General features: G+C 57.1%; 19 protein-coding genes. 8 read left to right on the top strand and 11 right to left on the bottom strand.

Going from position 1 to position 16,977, the window contains the following annotated elements:
- Positions 1–8: 8 nt before the first annotated feature.
- On the bottom strand, positions 9–740 hold the full coding sequence (locus B0B09_RS12320) for a helix-turn-helix domain-containing protein (protein ID WP_242654426.1): 732 nt from the start codon (positions 738–740) through the stop codon (positions 9–11).
- A 110-nt stretch (positions 741–850) separates the two neighbouring features.
- Here B0B09_RS12320 and B0B09_RS12325 point away from each other — a divergent pair, with 110 nt between their 5' ends.
- Entirely contained in the window at positions 851–1,621 is a 771-nt protein-coding gene (locus tag B0B09_RS12325) for a response regulator (RefSeq protein ID WP_076660200.1), read from the top strand.
- Here the strand turns inward: B0B09_RS12325 and B0B09_RS12330 are convergent.
- On the bottom strand, positions 1,573–3,102 hold the full coding sequence (locus tag B0B09_RS12330) for a PAS domain S-box protein (RefSeq protein WP_076660203.1): 1,530 nt from the start codon (positions 3,100–3,102) through the stop codon (positions 1,573–1,575). The genes B0B09_RS12325 and B0B09_RS12330 overlap by 49 nt on opposite strands.
- A gap of 116 nt (positions 3,103–3,218) precedes the next feature.
- Between B0B09_RS12330 and B0B09_RS12335 the strand changes: the two genes are divergently transcribed.
- A complete protein-coding gene (locus B0B09_RS12335; RefSeq protein ID WP_076660205.1) occupies positions 3,219–3,656 on the top strand; it encodes a host attachment protein in 438 nt (145 codons plus the stop codon).
- 100 nt (positions 3,657–3,756) lie between these two features.
- Positions 3,757–4,119 carry a hypothetical protein gene (locus B0B09_RS12340; protein ID WP_207552155.1) on the top strand — a complete coding sequence of 121 codons (363 nt, stop codon included), beginning with the start codon at positions 3,757–3,759 and terminating at the stop codon, positions 4,117–4,119.
- A gap of 89 nt (positions 4,120–4,208) precedes the next feature.
- On the opposite strand, the gene B0B09_RS12345 is transcribed toward B0B09_RS12340, so the two are convergent.
- Together B0B09_RS12345 and B0B09_RS12350 are read right to left on the bottom strand one after the other, a co-directional pair.
- Complete coding sequence (locus B0B09_RS12345) at positions 4,209–5,090, bottom strand: MBL fold metallo-hydrolase (protein ID WP_076660208.1); 882 nt, start codon at positions 5,088–5,090, stop codon at positions 4,209–4,211.
- Between the two features lie 76 nt (positions 5,091–5,166).
- Complete coding sequence (locus tag B0B09_RS12350; protein ID WP_242654428.1) at positions 5,167–5,481, bottom strand: TraR/DksA family transcriptional regulator; 315 nt, start codon at positions 5,479–5,481, stop codon at positions 5,167–5,169.
- Between the two features lie 166 nt (positions 5,482–5,647).
- Between B0B09_RS12350 and B0B09_RS12355 the strand changes: the two genes are divergently transcribed.
- Entirely contained in the window at positions 5,648–6,076 is a 429-nt protein-coding gene (locus B0B09_RS12355) for a DUF2267 domain-containing protein (protein ID WP_110549959.1), read from the top strand.
- A 20-nt stretch (positions 6,077–6,096) separates the two neighbouring features.
- Here B0B09_RS12355 and B0B09_RS12360 read toward each other — a convergent pair whose 3' ends face one another.
- The 4 genes from B0B09_RS12360 to B0B09_RS12375 are packed head-to-tail and all read right to left on the bottom strand — an operon-like array spanning position 6,097 to position 9,813.
- Complete coding sequence (locus tag B0B09_RS12360) at positions 6,097–6,705, bottom strand: ABC-type transport auxiliary lipoprotein family protein (protein ID WP_076660213.1); 609 nt, start codon at positions 6,703–6,705, stop codon at positions 6,097–6,099.
- A gap of 5 nt (positions 6,706–6,710) precedes the next feature.
- Positions 6,711–7,910, bottom strand: coding sequence for an MlaD family protein (locus B0B09_RS12365; protein ID WP_076660215.1), 1,200 nt, complete (start codon positions 7,908–7,910; stop codon positions 6,711–6,713).
- The gene (locus B0B09_RS12370) at positions 7,910–8,686 is read right to left on the bottom strand and encodes an ABC transporter ATP-binding protein (RefSeq protein WP_055295120.1); all 777 of its coding nucleotides are present in this window, start codon (positions 8,684–8,686) and stop codon (positions 7,910–7,912) included. Before B0B09_RS12370 ends, B0B09_RS12365 begins: the two co-directional genes overlap by 1 nt.
- Positions 8,686–9,813 carry an ABC transporter permease gene (locus B0B09_RS12375; protein ID WP_076660218.1) on the bottom strand — a complete coding sequence of 376 codons (1,128 nt, stop codon included), beginning with the start codon at positions 9,811–9,813 and terminating at the stop codon, positions 8,686–8,688. Before B0B09_RS12375 ends, B0B09_RS12370 begins: the two co-directional genes overlap by 1 nt.
- A gap of 142 nt (positions 9,814–9,955) precedes the next feature.
- On the opposite strand from B0B09_RS12375, the gene B0B09_RS17990 reads away from it, so the two are divergent.
- Positions 9,956–10,102 carry a hypothetical protein gene (locus tag B0B09_RS17990; protein ID WP_165689332.1) on the top strand — a complete coding sequence of 49 codons (147 nt, stop codon included), beginning with the start codon at positions 9,956–9,958 and terminating at the stop codon, positions 10,100–10,102.
- A gap of 96 nt (positions 10,103–10,198) precedes the next feature.
- On the opposite strand, the gene B0B09_RS12380 is transcribed toward B0B09_RS17990, so the two are convergent.
- The 3 genes from B0B09_RS12380 to B0B09_RS12390 all read right to left on the bottom strand — a co-directional run bounded on the left by B0B09_RS12380 (position 10,199) and on the right by B0B09_RS12390 (position 12,487).
- On the bottom strand, positions 10,199–11,338 hold the full coding sequence (locus B0B09_RS12380) for a site-2 protease family protein (protein ID WP_076660220.1): 1,140 nt from the start codon (positions 11,336–11,338) through the stop codon (positions 10,199–10,201).
- A gap of 114 nt (positions 11,339–11,452) precedes the next feature.
- Entirely contained in the window at positions 11,453–12,223 is a 771-nt protein-coding gene (locus tag B0B09_RS12385) for an SDR family oxidoreductase (protein ID WP_076660222.1), read from the bottom strand.
- Between the two features lie 54 nt (positions 12,224–12,277).
- Positions 12,278–12,487, bottom strand: coding sequence for a YgaP family membrane protein (locus tag B0B09_RS12390; RefSeq protein ID WP_076660224.1), 210 nt, complete (start codon positions 12,485–12,487; stop codon positions 12,278–12,280).
- Positions 12,488–12,634: 147 nt separating this feature from the next.
- On the opposite strand from B0B09_RS12390, the gene B0B09_RS12395 reads away from it, so the two are divergent.
- Genes B0B09_RS12395 through B0B09_RS12405 form a run of 3 tightly spaced genes read left to right on the top strand, consistent with a single transcriptional unit; the run spans position 12,635 to position 16,935 of the window.
- Positions 12,635–13,354, top strand: a complete 720-nt coding sequence (locus B0B09_RS12395) for an ABC transporter ATP-binding protein (protein ID WP_076660226.1) — start codon at positions 12,635–12,637, stop codon at positions 13,352–13,354.
- A complete protein-coding gene (locus B0B09_RS12400) occupies positions 13,354–15,717 on the top strand; it encodes an ABC transporter permease (protein ID WP_076660229.1) in 2,364 nt (787 codons plus the stop codon). Before B0B09_RS12395 ends, B0B09_RS12400 begins: the two co-directional genes overlap by 1 nt.
- 3 nt (positions 15,718–15,720) lie before the next feature.
- A complete protein-coding gene (locus tag B0B09_RS12405) occupies positions 15,721–16,935 on the top strand; it encodes an efflux RND transporter periplasmic adaptor subunit (RefSeq protein WP_076660231.1) in 1,215 nt (404 codons plus the stop codon).
- Positions 16,936–16,977 lie beyond the last annotated feature (42 nt).

The following is a 16,977-nucleotide window of genomic DNA, read 5'->3' on the forward strand; positions in this document are numbered from 1 at the left end:
ACTCAGGACTAGTCGCTGTCGCCCTGCGCAATAGCACGCAAACCAACGGGTTTCAGAATAACAACAGTGTTCACATGGTCGATCGCGATGATCTGCGACTTGCGTAATTGCGTGAACGTGCGGCTGATGGTTTCCGTGGTCAGGCCCAGAAAATCCGCGATATCGGCACGCGTCATGGGCAAGGCGATTTGTGTATACTCTCCGAGCGGTTCGCCCACACGTGCCGAAAGCACCAGCAGGAAAGACGCCAGCTTTTCAATCGAGGATTTGCGGCCCAGCATCATGAAATGGTCCTGCATCCCGCTGATTTCACGCAAAGCGGCCCGCAACAGGCGCAGGTGCAGTTCTGGATCACCCTTGGCGCTCTCAAGATCCGAGCGGCGGTGCACGATCAGTGTTGTCGGCACAAGCGCGTCGCAGTCTGTGTGATAGCGCCCGTTGCTCGGGAAACCGACAGTGTCGCCGGGATACCCAAAGGCGATAACCTGCCGACGTCCGTCTTCCATGATCCGGGTCAGACGTAAAACCCCGCTGGCAACTTCATAGATCAGGCCAGCAGGGTCATCTTCAAGGAACAGATGCTTGCCCGGCTTGATCGTTATCGTCGCTTGTCGCGCGATGGATGGCTTGCGGGCCGGAATGACGGCTGTGTCATCATTAAAGTCTGGCGAGGAGGTGACGTACATGGCAGCTTCCTTCTGTGCGATGCACGACACTTGCGCGGTCTTCGTATCGGACATACCGGAGGTTGCGTATCAAATTGTATCAATTTGTATCAAAGCCAGAAATAGACTATGTTCACCTATGCCGAGCCCTTACTTTCCAATGTAGAAAGGACCGGAGGCCGTTCATGAAAAACGCTGTCATTTTGGTCGTCGATGATGACCCAAAGATCAGAACCTTGCTACGCCGGTGCTTTGAGGGCGAAGGCAGCGAGGTCCACGAAGCGGGCGACAAGGCAGCGACGCTTCAGGCGCTTGCTGAGGGTCAGTTCGATCTGGTGACGCTGGATCTTGATCTGGGTCCAGATGACGGCTTGGACGTGGCCAAGGCCATCCGCCAGACGTCCTCTGTTCCGATCATCATGGTGACGGCAAAAAGTGACGTGATTGACCGCGTCGTCGGGCTCGAGATTGGCGCAGACGACTATATTTCAAAGCCGTTTCACCTGCGCGAAGTGGTTGCACGCATCAAAACAATCTTGCGCCGGTCCCGGCGCACAGCCCAGCCGACAGTATTGCCGCCCGATAGCCCGTGCTGGGTGTTCGACGATATGGTCGCCATACCTGCAGAAATGAAACTGCTGGACCGCAACCATGACTTGGTCGACCTCACAAGCGGCGAGTTTACGTTGCTAGAGGTCTTTTTGCGCCGCCCGAAACGCGTGCTTTCGCGCGAACAACTGATGGATCTGACAGGCGGGCAAAGCTATGCGCCGCTTGACCGCACCATCGACAACCAGATTGCCCGTCTGCGCAAGAAGATTGAACGCAACCCCGCATCACCACGGTTGATATCGACCATCCGCGGCATCGGATATTCGTTCACATGTGACGTCCGGGACTGTGACAATCATCCACCATCGAATAGCGCCGAAAGCGCATTGGCCAGATCCGACTGACGGTAAGGTTTGCGCAGAATTTGCAGATTTGTATCGGTGTTTTTGGCGTTGAGGATGTCTTCGCCATAGCCTGACGTCAGCAGAATACGGATGTGCGGATAGGTCGCCACGATGTGCCGTGCGAGCGCGAGGCCATCCAGTTCCCCTGGCATCACCAGATCGGTAAACACCGCGTCTATCGTGTCTTTCTGACGCAGTATTTCGGCAGCATCATCGCCGGACCCGCATTCTTCAACAACATAGCCCAACTCCTTGAGCCGCGCGACAGTCAGACGGCGCACCTGAGGGTTGTCTTCAACCACCAAGACAGATTCCCCGTTCGCCGCGTGGCGGTTGATGCTTTCTCCGGCGGTGCGGCGCATTACAGGGGCTTCACCTAGGATCGGAAAATACAGCGCGACTGTCGTTCCCAGCCCTATCTCGCTGTAGATTGCAACATGGCCACTGCATTGCCGCACAAAGCCATAAACCATCGCAAGCCCAAGTCCGGTGCCGCGCCCGATGGGTTTTGTCGTAAAGAACGGTTCAAACGCCTTTTGTTGCGTGTCCGGCCCCATGCCGATGCCGGTATCGGTCACAGAAATGCGGACATAGTGGCCCTGCGCCACGTCAAGTTCCTGCGCGACGTAAGTGTCATCTATCAGGATGGTCTCTGTGCGGATGATCAACTTGCCACCATCAGGCATCGCATCACGGGCGTTCAGCGCGATGTTGATCAGCGCGGATTGCAACTGCGTGGTATCGGCGAGGACAATCGGTAACGGATCGCTGCGCTCAAAGCTGATGTCGTACTGCGGATCAAAGGTGCGCCGGATGAGGACCGTGGCTGCATCACAGGCCTCATTCACGTCGGTAGGGTCGCAATGCGTCATTGTGGTGCGCGCAAATGCGCTGATCCCCGCAGTCAGTTCTGCACCCAAATGCGCCGCCTCGACCGCATCAGACAGAATTGCCTGATTGTCCTCGCCGTCGATCCTTGCCTCCAACAGCTCGAGATTGCCAATAATGACGGTCAAGATATTGCTGAAATCGTGACTGATCCCGCTGGTCATCTGGCCGATCGCATCGACACGCGCAGACCGCGCCAGGGCATCCTCGGCCGCCTTGCGTTTACTCTGATCGTGCAGGATTGCGATAAAGTAGGTCTGTCCTGCCTGCTCGGCCTTCCCGATGGACAAATGCAACGGAAAGGCGGTGCCATCGCGCCGCAGCCCTTCGACGGCACGCCCCAACCCGATAACCCGCTCAATGCCGGTAGTCAGATAGTTTTCCATAAAGCCATTGTGCCGATCCGCGAGCGCCTGCGGCATCAGGATATTGACGCTTTCGCCAATCAATTCCGCAGGATCATGGCCAAAGAGACGCCCAACAGCGGGATTGGCCTGCAGGATCACGCCTTCGGCATTACTCACCAGAACCGCATCAGGCATCGCATCGAGCAGGGCCATGAACAAAAGCGCATCGCGTTGGTCATCGCTCATCAGGGTCTGCCTTTCCACACTGAGTGTTCACGCAGAGTGACTCCTATTATTGAGAAAAATCAACTGCACCCCGCGCCATGCCCATAGATTGCCCGAAACTCACGGGAGAAACGGCGATGAAACCACATAAAACGTGGATTGTACTGGCGGATTCCAAACACGTGCGGATTGCCGTCAATGATGGCCCCGGAAAGGGCATCTACGGCCACAGCACCGAGGGACTGGAAGCGCCGCCTGTCACTGAACTATCCGATGCCCCGGGAATGACCACTGCGCCCGTTGGGCCAAACCGTGGCAATATCTCTGACCCCGATTTCAAAGGGCTCGCAGCGGCAGCATTTGCCGATGACATTGTTGCCTGTCTCGAGGCTGCGCTGGATCAAGGCGAATTTGAGCGTCTTGTTCTTGTGGCCTCTCCCGCCATGCTGGGTATCCTGCGCAAGGCGCTGACGCCGAAAGTCAAATCTGCTTTGCGCGCCGAGGTACCCAAAGATCTGACACATATCCCGCTGACTGAACTCCCTGATCATCTGACTGAAATCATGCTGGTCTAGGCAGTGATCCCCGCGCGCGCTGTCAAACTTGATGCATGTCAACGCCGATTTCGTCGCAACGCGCTAAAATCTCTGCAGTAAGAAACAAGGGGAACAGATGATGTCGAAATCAGAAAATGAGACTGCCGCTAATGATACCCTGCTCACAATGGGTAAGGCATGGATGAAACAATTCGAGGATGCGGGACTCTATCCATTGGGATTGATGCATACCGGATGGTTTGACAAAGTTGCCGAAATCAACGCCGAAGTTGCGAATTTTATCGCAGACCGGATCCGCGAAGATGCCAAGACCCAAGGCGAACTGTTGAAATGCAAGTCCGCCGAGGAATTGCAGAAAGTGCAGATGACGTTCCTAGAAAAAACCTACGCCCAATACACCCTTGAGACAGGCAAGCTGATCAAGATGGGAATGGAAATGATGCCGGTCGTCGATGGCCAAACCAAACACACCCCCGTCTAGACGAAATGCGTAGCCAGCAGAGCGACAATAGCCCCGTTCAGTTACACTGGGCGGGGTTATTTCCGCGAGGATCAAGCCCGCGCACCTGCCTAGAGCTTGTTCAACGGCACTTTGAGCATCTCGTTGCCGTCCTGATCTCTCGGCACTTCGCCCGCACGCATGTTCACCTGTAGCGACGGAATGATCAGGCGGGGCATATCCAGCGTCGCATCGCGCTCTGTGCGGAATTTGATGAACTCGTCGCGCGTCTTGCCGTGACCTACGTGGATATTATGGGCTTTTTCCTCGGCGACAGTGGTTTCCCATTTAATATCGCGTCCATTGGGACCGTAGTCATGGCACATGAAAAGACGCATGTCGTCGGGCAGGGCCAACACCTTCTGGATGCTGTCATAGAGCGTGCCCGCGTCACCACCGGGGAAATCGGCACGTGCGGATCCGCCGTCAGGCATAAACAGCGTATCACCGACAAAACAGGCATCACCGATAACATGCACCATACAGGCAGGTGTATGCCCCGGCGTGGCAATGACAAAAGCTTGCATATTCCCGATCTGATAAGTGTCGCCTTCTTTGAACAAAGCATCAAACTGCGATCCGTCGCGCTGGAATTCCGTGCCTGCGTTAAAGATCTTGCCAAAAGTGTCCTGCACAACTGTGATCTTCTCACCTACACCGATCTTGCCACCCAGCTTTTCCTGAATATAGGGGGCTGCGCTTAGGTGGTCGGCGTGCACATGGGTCTCGATGATCCAGTCGAGCTTCAGGCTGCGCCGCTCGACTTCAGCGATCAGCGCATCGGCGCTGTCATAGGTTAGGCGGCCTGCGGCATAGTCGATATCCAGCACACTATCAATGATCGCGCAATGATCACCGTCAGGTTCCGACACGACATAGCTGATCGTATTTGTTGCCTCGTCAAAGAAGGGCGAAACATGGGGTTTGATCGTCATATCAAAAGGATAAGGCATCAGTTTCTCCTCATAAAATACATTACGATATCGGAATATATAGATGGCTCAGCGCCTTCATTGATCGAAATCAATCCTACCCCATACATTTGCGGCAGGTGACGGCGTAGGGCACGGCATCCAGACGTTCCGGAGAGATGTCACCTCCGCATTTGGCGCAAATGCCATAGGTGCCCTTCGCGATCCGTTTCAACGCATCATTCAAGAGCCCCACCTCTTTCTGATTGCTCAGTCCAAGGCTGCTCAGGACTTCGTCGTCTTCAAGATCAATAGCCTGATCTTCAAGATCGGCCGGAAGGGGTTGATCAAGATCGTCAGAAATCTTCTGCATATGCGCAGTCAGCTCTGCAATCCGGTTTTCGATCTGTGCTTTGCGTTCTTCAAAAGCCACGTGCCTGTCCTTCCATAACTTTGGGATGGGGCGCACTCATTCCGCCCGTAATCCAGATGCCCCAGCTATGTCAGCTTCGCCCCCAACGTGCTTTGATTTTGATCAATACCAGCCCCGTGCGTTCCGGTACCAGTGGTTCGTAAACCCAGTGAAAAGGAAATTTGTGATGAGCCGGATGATCCATGTCTTTGAACGCACGACCCATGAGGCACATGAATGGGTGAACGATCTGGCCGGACGCACCGGTTGGACCAATGAACGCGAGGTCCTGCGCTTGCTGCGTACTGTACTGACCAAAATTCGTGATCATCTTCCGGTCGATGAAATGGCACAGTTTTCGGCGCAGCTTCCGATGCTTGTGCGCGGGATGTTCTTCGAAGGCTGGCAGCCAAAACTGACGCCGGTTCAGGAACGCCACGCCGCGGATTTCATCGCGGCGGTCGATGCGCAGGTCGGCGATGTGATCGACTATCAGGGATCAAAAGACATCAAGGCGGTCTTCAACGTCATCAATGCCCATATCTCACGCGGCGAAGTAGAAGATGTTCGCGCGTGCCTGCCACAAGAGTTGCGCGATTTATGGCCCGTGCCATAGGGCGACCGCACCTATGCCATTCACCCCACCCGTGCGGCGACCCATGGCAGCGCCTGCGGCAAGAGCGCCTCAAGTGCCGCTTGAAAGCTCCTTGCAATTGTATCGGCCCGATCATCGGCAACCGGCAACACCGTGGCAAACCGCTGTGTGCCCAACACCCTTTGATCGCGGTCACGCAACACAGTCAGCTCGAACGACACCCGCGCCACAAAACTGCCATCTGTTTGCCGATCAACCCCGAAGGCATCAATCCGCGTCAGCAGCACCGCATCAGGCACGGGGCCCGCCCCTTGTGCGCCCACAAAGCCGATCTGCCCACTGGACGCGATTGACTGGATCAGGACCGTCTGGAACATATTCGGCACGGTATCGGCCCAGCGCGCATCAGGCAGATAAGTGACAGAGAGCGGGTCCTGCTTGATCAAGATCCGGTCGGTGGCGATCGCGGCAGCGGCGCTTGGCTCAAGCACCAGCAATGTCCGCGATGATCGTCTTGTCTGACCGGCGCTGCTGACAGGCTGCAAGGCATAGGTATCGCGCGGAGCGGCCGCGTCATTGAGAACCCCGAGTGCCGTGCAGCCGGGCAGGGCGAGTGTCGCCAACATAAAGGTCCGTCTTGTCAGGGTCATCGGTCTTACCTCCGGTATTCGGGAACACGGTTATCCAGCACAAAACCTGCGGGGTCCTGGTTGATACGCCGTATAAGATCATTCAGGGCACGGACAGCGGCGCGCGCTTCGCCACCCAAGGCGCCAAAGTCACGCATGCCGGGGCTGATCGCAGCAATCGCGCCGCGCGCCTCGGCAACGCCAGCACGCAGATCAGCCATGATCGCCGGCACATCATCCGTCACTGTCGCGACAGTGCTGGCCAAATCAGTCAGCGCGGCACGGGTATCGGCCAAGGCAGGGCCCAAGTCATCCACCATCAGGCCATCAGCACGCACAAAGGCCTGGTCGGCGCTGGCAAGGGCAGTATCCGCATTACCCAATGTCGTGCGCAGATCATCAGCCAATGGGGCGAAATCCTCTGTGACCAGCGTATTGATCGCAGCAATCGCTGCATTCGCCTGATCTATGGCAGGCCCAAGATTTTCGATGGCGGTGTTCGCATTACCAAAGGTTTCAGTGATCGCGGCAAAAGACCCGTCAGCGGCATCCAGCGTCGCCCTTGCACTGTTTCCCACACCGTCGAATTCAGCGACAAAACCGGTGACCTGTGCGGTCGCCGCGCGCAGTGTTTCGGAGATATCAGAGAAATCCGCCAGCGCCTGTTCCAGTCCGTCGGTCGCATTGTCGACGTTCTCCAAAATACTGCGCACACGTTCCTGATTATCGGGGCCCGTAAGCTGCTCAAGCTGGGAGACAATTCTAGAGGCATCCGCGATCAGATCGGGCGCGCTGCTGACAAGTGACTGAAAAGTCGATTGCCGCGACGGGATAATCGGGACCTCGTTGCCATTCAGCGGGATGACCGGAGCACCGGGCGCACCGCCTGACAGCGCAATATAGGCCACGCCCGTCACACCCTGTGATTCCAGCCGCGCAATGGTATCGACGGCAACCGGCGTGGTGGAATCAATTTCCACCGCAACATAGGCTTTGCTGGGGTCGTCTTCCCAGATGCGAATGCCCGTCACTCTGCCAACAGAAACCCCGTTGAACAGCACTTCTGCGGATTGGTCCAGACCCGACACATTGTCAAAGAGCACGCCATATTGCGCGTATTGACGGTCGATCTGGACGCTGGCCAACCACAGGAAAAACCCCAGACCGCCCAGAATTCCCAGCAAGGTAAACAGGCCGATAATGATAAAATTCGCACGGGTTTCCATCAGATGGTTTCCTTTTGTGCCAAAGCGGCGCGGGCGCGCGGGCCTTTGAAGTAGGCTTGCACCCACGGGTGATCTACGTCCTGCATTTCCGCCATCGTCCCCGTGGCCAGCACGCGGCCTTCAGCAAGAACAGCAATACGGTCACAGATTGCATGCAGGCTATCAAGGTCATGCGTGACCAGAAATACCGTCAAACCCAATGCGCGGCGCAATTGCGCAATCAGCGTATCAAAGGCCGCCGCACCAATCGGGTCCAGTCCGGCCGTCGGTTCATCCAGAAAGACAATCTCGGGATCAAGCGCGATTGCGCGCGCAAAACCGGCCCGCTTGCGCATCCCACCGGAAAGTTCGGAGGGCATCTTTTGCAATGCATCTTCGGGCAAGCCCACCATGCGCACCTTGATCGCCGCCAGTGCCGCGCGGGTTTCGGGCGACAGCGCAAGCTGTTCACGCATCGGCGCCTCGACGTTTTGCTGCACGTTCAGCGATGAAAACAGCGCGCCATCCTGAAACATCACACCCCAGCGGCGGCGCAAGCGGCGGTAGTCCTCGGCACTGGTATCACGGACGTTTTCGCCAAAGACGGTAATCTGGCCGTCAGCAGGCTTCAGCAGCCCCACAACGGCACGCAGCAACACCGATTTGCCAGTCCCCGATCCGCCCACGATCCCGATGATCTCGCCCTGCCGCACATCAAGATCGAGGCCGTCATGGACCGTATGCTTGCCGAAACGGGTGACAAGGCCGCGAACACTGATGATAGGGGCTTCGTCCATCAGACCCCCAACACGGCAAAAAAGATCGAAAACAGCGCATCCGCGGCGATCACAAGAAAGATCGCCAACACCACAGAGGTCGAGGTCAGATGCCCCAGAGATTCCGCATTACCCTTGACCTGCATCCCTTCAAAGCAGCCCACAATTGCGATGATCAACGCAAAGAATGGCGCTTTGACCAGCCCCACGAAAAGGTGCTCAACACCTGTATTGCTGACAAATCTGGACTGGAACACACCCGGAGAAACGCCAAGTTCAATCCATGACATAAGCGCCCCGCCGAACAGGCCCGCAAAGTTGGCGATGATCCCCAGAACCGGCAACATGATGGCTAAGGCGATCACGCGAGGCACGACCAACACTTCCACCGGATCAAGCCCGAGGGTACGCATCGCATCGATCTCTTCGCGCATTTTCATAGACCCAATCGCGGCGGTAAAAGCCGAACCGGACCGTCCCGCCACGATAATCGCTGTGAGCAGAATACCGAGCTCACGCAAAATCGAGATCGCGATCAGATCAACGACGAACACCTCTGCTCCAAACTGGCGCAGTTGTGCAGCCCCCTGAAAGGCCAGCACGACACCGATCAGGAAGGCCATCAACGACACAATCGGAACAGCGTTCAGCCCCACCTGCTGCATGTGGTGCACAATGGCGGTCCACCTGATCCGCCCCGGCCGCACGATCAACCCTGCAACCGTCGCAACAACGCGGCCAAGGAACCCGACAATCGCCATTGTCTTTTGAAACGCGCTGACCGTTGACCTCCCCACCTGTTCGAGCCTGTCGGCGACCGATTTTTTCGGTGCAACGGGTATGTCTGTTTCCGGCATATTCTGGCGTAAGGTCTCGATGAGATCGCTTTGCAGGGATGTCGCGCCCGTGATCTTCGGCATCCCGCCAGCAGCCTTGATCCGGCGTTCCAGCGTTACAACGGCCCAAGCACCCGCCGTATCCAACCGTGTGACACCGCTCAGGTCAATCGTTTCAGCCTGACCTTGCTGTGCAAGCAGGCCGTCCACTGATCCGATCAGGAAATCCCCCTCCAGCACAAGAACACCGTCCACAAAATTCATTTGCGGGGTGGTGGTCTTATCGGCTGGGCGCGATCGGCGAGTGTCCATATCCACCTTCTATGTCGGCGCGATTCAAGGTGCGTTGATCAAGGTCAAGGACCGCAATGACCCCCTGTTGATAAACATCAATCACACAGCCGCATCGATGGCTAGTGTGCGCCTTGCAAACACACATGGAAAGAGGCCCATTATGAAACTTTTGCCATTGCTGATGATCCTTCTTCTGGCCAATTGCACACAGGAAGGAACTTATCCCCTTTCAGGTGAGGAATGCGGACCAGACGATCCTGTTCTGACCCTTGATGCCGCAGATTGCATGGCGCCAATCGCGGGTTAACGCCCGTCACTGCTGATCACATTCGGCGCGCTGTTTCTCAGAGGACAGGGCGCTGATTGCGATCAAGCGGGCGCGGTAAGACAAGGCCATCTGACCCTAGAGTGCTGTCCGCTGGATCGCGTTCTCGGCACGATGCAAATGCCCGATCAGATTGGCCAAGGTGACCACGCCCATCAGTTTGTGTTCATCAACCACCATGAACTTGCGTACACCAGTCTGGGAAATCAGCTCTAATAAGGCACGGACCGCCATATCCGGCGGGATCGTGACCGCAACATCAAGGCCGGCAAACACATCGCCAACGCGCGTACTGGTCCAATGATCGCGGTCAATGGCGGACAAGACATCTTTGTCGATCTGCCCGATCAGCACCCCATCAGCCACAACCGGAACAAAGCTGACCCGGTATTTCAACATCACCTGATTAACGAATTCCGACAATGTCAGATCGGGCGAGACAACGATGGGATCTCTGATCATAACGGCCGAGACTGTCTTGCCTTCAAACGTGCTTTGCATCAGCTGGTTCTGGTAGGCGGACCGTGCCGCAGCCAGCACAAAAAAACCGATCAGAACGTACCAAAGCCCCGAGGGTGCCGCGCCCAGAAAGACGGTGTAGGCCCCCAAGGCAATCAGACCATAGGCCAGAATCCTCCCCGATGTCGCAGCCGTCCGTGTCGCGCTAAGCAGATCGCCGTGCCGCGCCCAAAGATAGGCCCGCAAGACGCGGCCACCATCCATCGGAAATGCCGGCAACATGTTGAACACAGCAATCACGATGTTCACCGTGCCAAGATATGTCAGAACGCTTGGCACGGCAGGAGAGATCATGACCGCCTGCGATACCCCCGCCAACATCCAGAAAAGACCACCCAGTACAATGCTCATCGCGGGGCCCGCAATCGCGACGCGGAATTCGACCTTCGCAGAGGGTACCTCGGTTTCAAGCTCGGCCACACCGCCAAACAGGAACAGGGTGATCCCCTTGATCCGCACACCATAGCTACGGGCAACGACCGAATGTGCCAACTCGTGCAGTAAAAGCGAAGTAAAGAAGCCAAGCATCGCGAAGACGGCCAAGAACACATAGCTCGTGTCGGCCAAACCCGGCAACGTGAGGGGAAAATACTGGGTCGCGAGCGTCCATGTGATCAGAGCTGCAATCAAGAACCAGCTTGGGTCCAGCTTGATCTCAAAGCCACCCACATTGAATAACCTGATCGCGGATGTGAACATTCTGGAACCTCACCTTCATGACAAGCGTATCGCGCCCTTGACGGGGCGCGATTGAGCAATGTCAAATGATCTCATTTTGGGGGCAGTTCCGGCGTACCAACACGACGCGCTGAACTATTGCGCCACATACCCGCCATCAATCGGGATCGCGGTCCCGGTGATAAACCCTGCACGCGGCGAAGACAGCCACACGATAAGCTCGGCTATCTCCTGAGGTGTGCCGATACGGCCCATCGGATGCAGGGGCGCCATCATATCTGTCGCGGATTGCGCGCCTGATGTGACCTGTTCTGCCAGCGAATCCAGCATTCTGGTATCGACGCCACCGGGGCAAACCGCGTTCACACGAATGCCGGAGGTCGCATACTCAAGTGCCACGTTCTTGGTCAGGCCAATCACACCGTGCTTGGAGGCGACGTAAGGCGACAGCCCCGAAAAACCGATAAGCCCTGCAATTGAGGACAGGTTCACAATCGTACCGCCCCCTGTCTCAAGCATCGCAGCGATCTCGGCCTGTAAACACAGGAAGGTGCCTTTCAGGTTCACGCCGATAATCGCATCAAAGTTTTCCTCGGTTTGTGCGGCAAACGGCGCAATCTTGCCCTCAATTCCCGCATTGTTCACCGCGCAATCAAGTCTGCCATAGGCCGCAACCGTCTTGGCAATCAGATCGGAAACATCCGCTTTTTTCGCAACGTCAGCCGCAACAAAAAGCGCTGTCCCGCCCGCTTTTTCAATCATTCTAACGGTCTCTGCCCCGCCGTCCTGATTGACGTCAGACACAACGACCTTTGCGCCCTCTGCGGCGAATGTCTTGGCCGTGGCGCGTCCGATCCCGGCCGCGCCGCCCGTCACCAAAGCGACTTTATCTGTTACCAGTCCCATATTCGTTCTCCTTAAAATTGACGTCCTGCCTAAAGGCCCTGCCGCAAAGCCACCTCAGGCTCTCGTCGAAACGCCGATCAACTTGTAAAGCGGGCAGATGCCGAACACGGCCGTCGCGCACAAAATGACACCGACTGCGATCATCAGATACGTGACGGTCGCACTTGCACCCAGACCCATGAAATTGATCAGTGGTGCCGCAATCAGGGCCGCGCCGATCACAAGACGGAGCAGCCGGTCGATCGTACCTACATTCGAAAACATATGACGTTCCTTTGCTTTCTACGGCGCGCCGGAACAGCCCGCCGTTTTCTGCGCCCATTCTAGGTTAGGCCCGGCTACACCAATTGATTTTGATCAATGTTTGTTGGGGCAAGTCTTGGCAGTATCCCCCAAGTCAGGATCAAACCCATGGGCCAAGCCGCGCCAGAAATTGTCTTTCGGACCCAAGGTGTCACGAAGGTCTATCAGACCGGCGACGTGAAGGTATTTGCCCTCGCGGGTGTTGATCTTGAACTCTACACCGGTGAAATGACTGTCCTTCTGGGGCCGTCGGGCAGCGGCAAATCAACCTTGCTTAACATCCTTGGCGGTCTGGATCATGCGACGGCGGGACGTGTCTGGTTTCGCGATACCGAGCTTACCGATATGCCCGACCGCGCACTGACCCGCTATCGCCGCGATCACGTGGGCTTTGTGTTCCAGTTCTACAATCTGGTGCCCAGCCTGACCGCGCGTGAAAATGTCCAGCTTGTCACCGATGTCTCGCCTGACCCGATGTCTGCGGAAGAGGCGCTGGCGCTTGTTGGTCTGGCCAAACGGATGGACCATTTCCCCTCCGAAATGTCAGGCGGCGAACAACAGCGTGTCGCCATCGCCCGCGCCATCGCCAAGCGCCCCGAAATCTTGCTCTGCGATGAACCCACAGGGGCACTGGACAGTACTACAGGTGTGCAGGTTCTGGAGGTCTTGCAGGACATCAACTCCCGTTTTGGCACGACCACGGTCATCATCACCCATAATGCTGAAATTCAGCGCATGGCGCACCGTGTCATCCAGTTTGCGGATGGGAAAATCAGCAGCGTCCACACAAACGAAACACGCCTTGCCCCGTCAGAGATCGTCTGGTGATGCAGGCGATTGACCGCAAACTACTCCGCGATTTTTCGCGTCTCTGGAAACAGGCCCTCGCCATCGCCCTGGTGCTGGCCTGCGGCGTCGCGATCCTCCTGACCGCGTTGGGGATGTACAAATCCCTCAGCGATACCCGCAACACCTATTATGAGCGCAACCGTTTTGCCGATGTCTTTAGCGCCGTACAGCGCGCGCCCGAAAGACTCGTGACAGAACTCGCCGCGATTGAAGGGGTTTGGGCGGTTGAGACGCGCACCGTGGGCAGCGCTGTTCTGGATGTGCCCGGAAGTATGGTCAGCGTGACAGGGAAAATCCTGTCACTGCCGCCAGATGGTGCGCCGCGACTGAACGTGCCACTTCTCAAGACAGGTCGGTTACCCGATCCCACATCAACCGATGAAGTGATGGTGAACCATAATTTTGCGCTCGCGAACGGATTCCAGCTTGGCGATTTCTTCTATGCCAATCTCAACGGCCAGAAGCGGCAACTGACGATCACCGGCACCGCCCAGTCGCCCGAGTTTATCTACACCATCGGTCCGGGTGCCTTGATGCCCGACAATGCCACTTTCGGCATTTTGTGGATGTCGCAGGTGGCCGTGGCCGCTGCCTTTGATATGACGGGGGCGTTCAACGATGTCGCGCTGAAACTCAGCAAGGGCGCGCGCGCAGAGAACGTGATTGACGCCGTTGACCGGCTGCTTGAACCTTACGGATCATTGGGCGCTTACGGGCGGGATCTGCAGGCCTCGCACAGCTTTATCGACAGCGAAATCAAACAGCTGCAGAATATGGCAACGGTGCTGCCGCCGATCTTCTTCGGGATATCTGCATTTCTGGTCAGCATGGTCATGGGGCGGATCATTGCGCTTGAACGCAGCCAGATCGGCCTGCTCAAGGCGGTGGGCTATTCCAACCTTGAGGTTTGTTTGCACTACCTGATGCTCGCCGTGCTGATTGCGGTGGTCGGCATTGGAATTGGCTGGCTTGTCGGTGCGTGGCTGGCACGCCAGATGGCGTTGCTCTATGCCGAATATTTCGACTTTCCTTTTCTGATCTTCAGCACATCGCTTTGGGTCTATGCGGCCTCTGGCATGGCGGCGATGCTGACCACAACGCTAGGAGCCGCGCAGGCCGCCATCAAGGCCGCGCGTCTTGCCCCCGCCATTGCGATGCAGCCCCCCGCGCCACCGCAATTCAAACGCTCTTGGATCGACCGCGCGATGGCGGCCATGCACCTGTCGCAACCTACGATCATGATCCTGCGGTCGTTGATACGGTGGCCTGTGCGGAGCGGGCTGACGTTGCTGGGGCTGGCGCTGGCGGTCTCGACCGTGGTGTCGCCCTCGTTCTTCACCTATTCACTGAACAGGATTGTCGATAGCGCATTCTACGAAAGCGCACGTCAGGATGGCATGTTGATCCTGTCCCATGACATGCCCGAAATTGTTCTTGCTACAGCCGCCGACCTGCCAGCGGTTTTGCAGGCAGAAGGGCAGCAATACCATCCTGTCATCCTGAATAACGGCAACCGCGAAAAGCGGACAGTCATTCAAGCTGGCCGCCCCGACAGCGACCTCAGCCGCGTGATCGACAAGGAGGGCAAACAGATCGCCGTGCCGCCGGGCGGGGTGGTGTTGACCGAACGTCTTGCCACGCAACTCGATGTCAGGGTCGGGGATACGGTTGACGCCAAGTTCCTTGGAGGCCGGCAGGAAACGCATCCTTTGCGCGTGACCGATATCATCGCGCAGTACTTTGGTCTGGGCGCCTATATGGATCTGGAATACGTCAATGCGCTATTGCGGCAATCACCGCGCATTTCCCTGATCAATGTGTCTCTGGACGATAGCGAGGTTGCGGACCTGCACAGCAGGCTCAAGGATATTCCCAGCCTCGCGGGCATCGTCATGATGACAGACACACGGCGTTCCTTTTCCGAAACGATCGCGCAGAATATCGGTGTCATGAACACGATCTACATCGTGATTGCCCTGCTCATCACCATCGGCGTGACCTACAACGGGGCGCGGATACAGCTGTCGGAACGGTCCCGCGAACTGGCCAGCCTGCGTATCCTCGGTTTTACGCGCGCCGAGGTGTCCTACATCCTGATCGGTGAAACCATGTTGCTGTCGGTTCTGGCGCAGCCCTTGGGCTGGTGGATCGGGACGCTGATTACAGCCAGCATGTTCAACAGCTTTTCCAGCGACCTTTATAACATGCCGCTTGTCATACATCCGGCGATCTATGCCAAGGCGAGCATCGTCGTTCTGCTGGCCAGCTTTGGTTCTGTGATGCTGGTACGGCGCAGGCTGGACAAACAAAACCTCGTGTCTGCAATGAAAGTAAGGGAGTAACCGATGACCTGGAAACCGCGCACCATCGGACTGGTCGGCCTTGGCGCCGCACTCATGCTTGGGATGGGTTATGTCGCCCTGCAGGAAGATCCTGTGCCAGTCGATCTGCACACCATCACCCGCGGACCTTTGGCGGTGACGATCAACGCCGATGGCGTCACACGGATCAAGGATATCTATGATGTGGCCAGCCCCATAACGGGAACAGCGTTGCGATCGCCGGTCGATGTGGGTGATCCGGTGATTGGCGGCCAGACCGTGATCGCGGTCGTGCGCCCTGCGGCACCGGGATTGCTGGACAGCCGGAGCCTACTTCAGGCGCAAGCGACCGTGCAAGAAGCCGAGGCAGCGCTGCACGTCGCAGAGGCGGATTTGGCGCGCGCGCAAGAGGATCGCACACTGGCTCAGGCACAGTACGATCGAACACAAACACTGGTCGAACGCGGTGTGGCCTCGCTGACGCGGTTGGAGGACGCAGTGCAAAAACTTGCTGTCGCCCAAGCCACGGTCGAGGCCGCCGAAGCGCGGATTGATATGGCCAATAGCACGCTTGCCCGCGCTGCCACGATGCTGCAAAGCCCGCAATCAGCGGCGGATGTGGATGCAAGTTGCTGTCTTGAGATTTACGCCCCCGCTGACGGCGTCGTCCTGAGTATCGAGAGCATCAGCGAACATCCCGTGGCCACTGGTGCCCCTCTTTTGCGCATCGGAGATCCCGCCCAGCTTGAGATTGTCGCCGATCTGTTATCGTCCGACGCGGTCCGCCTGCAAACCGGCGCATTTGCGACTGTCGAACGCTGGGGGGGCAATAATGCTCTTGCGGCAACGCTGACCCGTATTTCACCGGCGGCAGAGACCAAGATCTCTGCATTGGGCATAGACGAGCAACGCCTTGATGTCATTTTCGACATTACGACACCCGCTGCTGAAAGGGCGGGGCTGGGGGATGGTTTCGCTGTATTTCTGCGCATCACCGAATGGCAGACAGAAGGCGCTGTCCAGGTTCCTCTGAGCGCGCTTTTCAAACGGCGCGGCGACTGGGCCGTTTTTCGCGCCGAAGACGGGATTGTGATGGAGCAAATCATCTCCATCGGGCGGCAAAATGCGCAATTTGCCGAAGTTCTCGAAGGGCTGGAGCCTGAGATGCAGGTCGTGACACATCCGAATGATCAACTGATGACAGGGGCAGACATCGTCCAGCGCAGCAGCCTTGAATAAAGGGCACGGTGCAATACTGCGCCGTGCCCTCGGATCAACGTG

Origin of the sequence: Yoonia rosea, assembly GCF_900156505.1 — a bacterium.
Taxonomy (GTDB): domain Bacteria; phylum Pseudomonadota; class Alphaproteobacteria; order Rhodobacterales; family Rhodobacteraceae; genus Yoonia; species Yoonia rosea.

What these genes read in the sequence shown, in the direction of transcription:
- B0B09_RS12320 (WP_242654426.1), bottom strand. Translation starts at nt 740, where the DNA reads ATGTCCGATACGAAGACCGCGCAAGTGTCGTGCATCGCACAGAAGGAA.
- B0B09_RS12325 (WP_076660200.1), top strand. Translation starts at nt 851, where the DNA reads ATGAAAAACGCTGTCATTTTGGTCGTCGATGATGACCCAAAGATCAGA.
- B0B09_RS12330 (WP_076660203.1), bottom strand. Translation starts at nt 3,102, where the DNA reads ATGAGCGATGACCAACGCGATGCGCTTTTGTTCATGGCCCTGCTCGAT.
- B0B09_RS12335 (WP_076660205.1), top strand. Translation starts at nt 3,219, where the DNA reads ATGAAACCACATAAAACGTGGATTGTACTGGCGGATTCCAAACACGTG.
- B0B09_RS12340 (WP_207552155.1), top strand. Translation starts at nt 3,757, where the DNA reads ATGTCGAAATCAGAAAATGAGACTGCCGCTAATGATACCCTGCTCACA.
- B0B09_RS12345 (WP_076660208.1), bottom strand. Translation starts at nt 5,090, where the DNA reads ATGCCTTATCCTTTTGATATGACGATCAAACCCCATGTTTCGCCCTTC.
- B0B09_RS12355 (WP_110549959.1), top strand. Translation starts at nt 5,648, where the DNA reads ATGAGCCGGATGATCCATGTCTTTGAACGCACGACCCATGAGGCACAT.
- B0B09_RS12360 (WP_076660213.1), bottom strand. Translation starts at nt 6,705, where the DNA reads ATGACCCTGACAAGACGGACCTTTATGTTGGCGACACTCGCCCTGCCC.
- B0B09_RS12365 (WP_076660215.1), bottom strand. Translation starts at nt 7,910, where the DNA reads ATGGAAACCCGTGCGAATTTTATCATTATCGGCCTGTTTACCTTGCTG.
- B0B09_RS12370 (WP_055295120.1), bottom strand. Translation starts at nt 8,686, where the DNA reads ATGGACGAAGCCCCTATCATCAGTGTTCGCGGCCTTGTCACCCGTTTC.
- B0B09_RS12375 (WP_076660218.1), bottom strand. Translation starts at nt 9,813, where the DNA reads ATGGACACTCGCCGATCGCGCCCAGCCGATAAGACCACCACCCCGCAA.
- B0B09_RS17990 (WP_165689332.1), top strand. Translation starts at nt 9,956, where the DNA reads ATGAAACTTTTGCCATTGCTGATGATCCTTCTTCTGGCCAATTGCACA.
- B0B09_RS12380 (WP_076660220.1), bottom strand. Translation starts at nt 11,338, where the DNA reads ATGTTCACATCCGCGATCAGGTTATTCAATGTGGGTGGCTTTGAGATC.
- B0B09_RS12385 (WP_076660222.1), bottom strand. Translation starts at nt 12,223, where the DNA reads ATGGGACTGGTAACAGATAAAGTCGCTTTGGTGACGGGCGGCGCGGCC.
- B0B09_RS12390 (WP_076660224.1), bottom strand. Translation starts at nt 12,487, where the DNA reads ATGTTTTCGAATGTAGGTACGATCGACCGGCTGCTCCGTCTTGTGATC.
- B0B09_RS12395 (WP_076660226.1), top strand. Translation starts at nt 12,635, where the DNA reads ATGGGCCAAGCCGCGCCAGAAATTGTCTTTCGGACCCAAGGTGTCACG.
- B0B09_RS12400 (WP_076660229.1), top strand. Translation starts at nt 13,354, where the DNA reads ATGCAGGCGATTGACCGCAAACTACTCCGCGATTTTTCGCGTCTCTGG.
- B0B09_RS12405 (WP_076660231.1), top strand. Translation starts at nt 15,721, where the DNA reads ATGACCTGGAAACCGCGCACCATCGGACTGGTCGGCCTTGGCGCCGCA.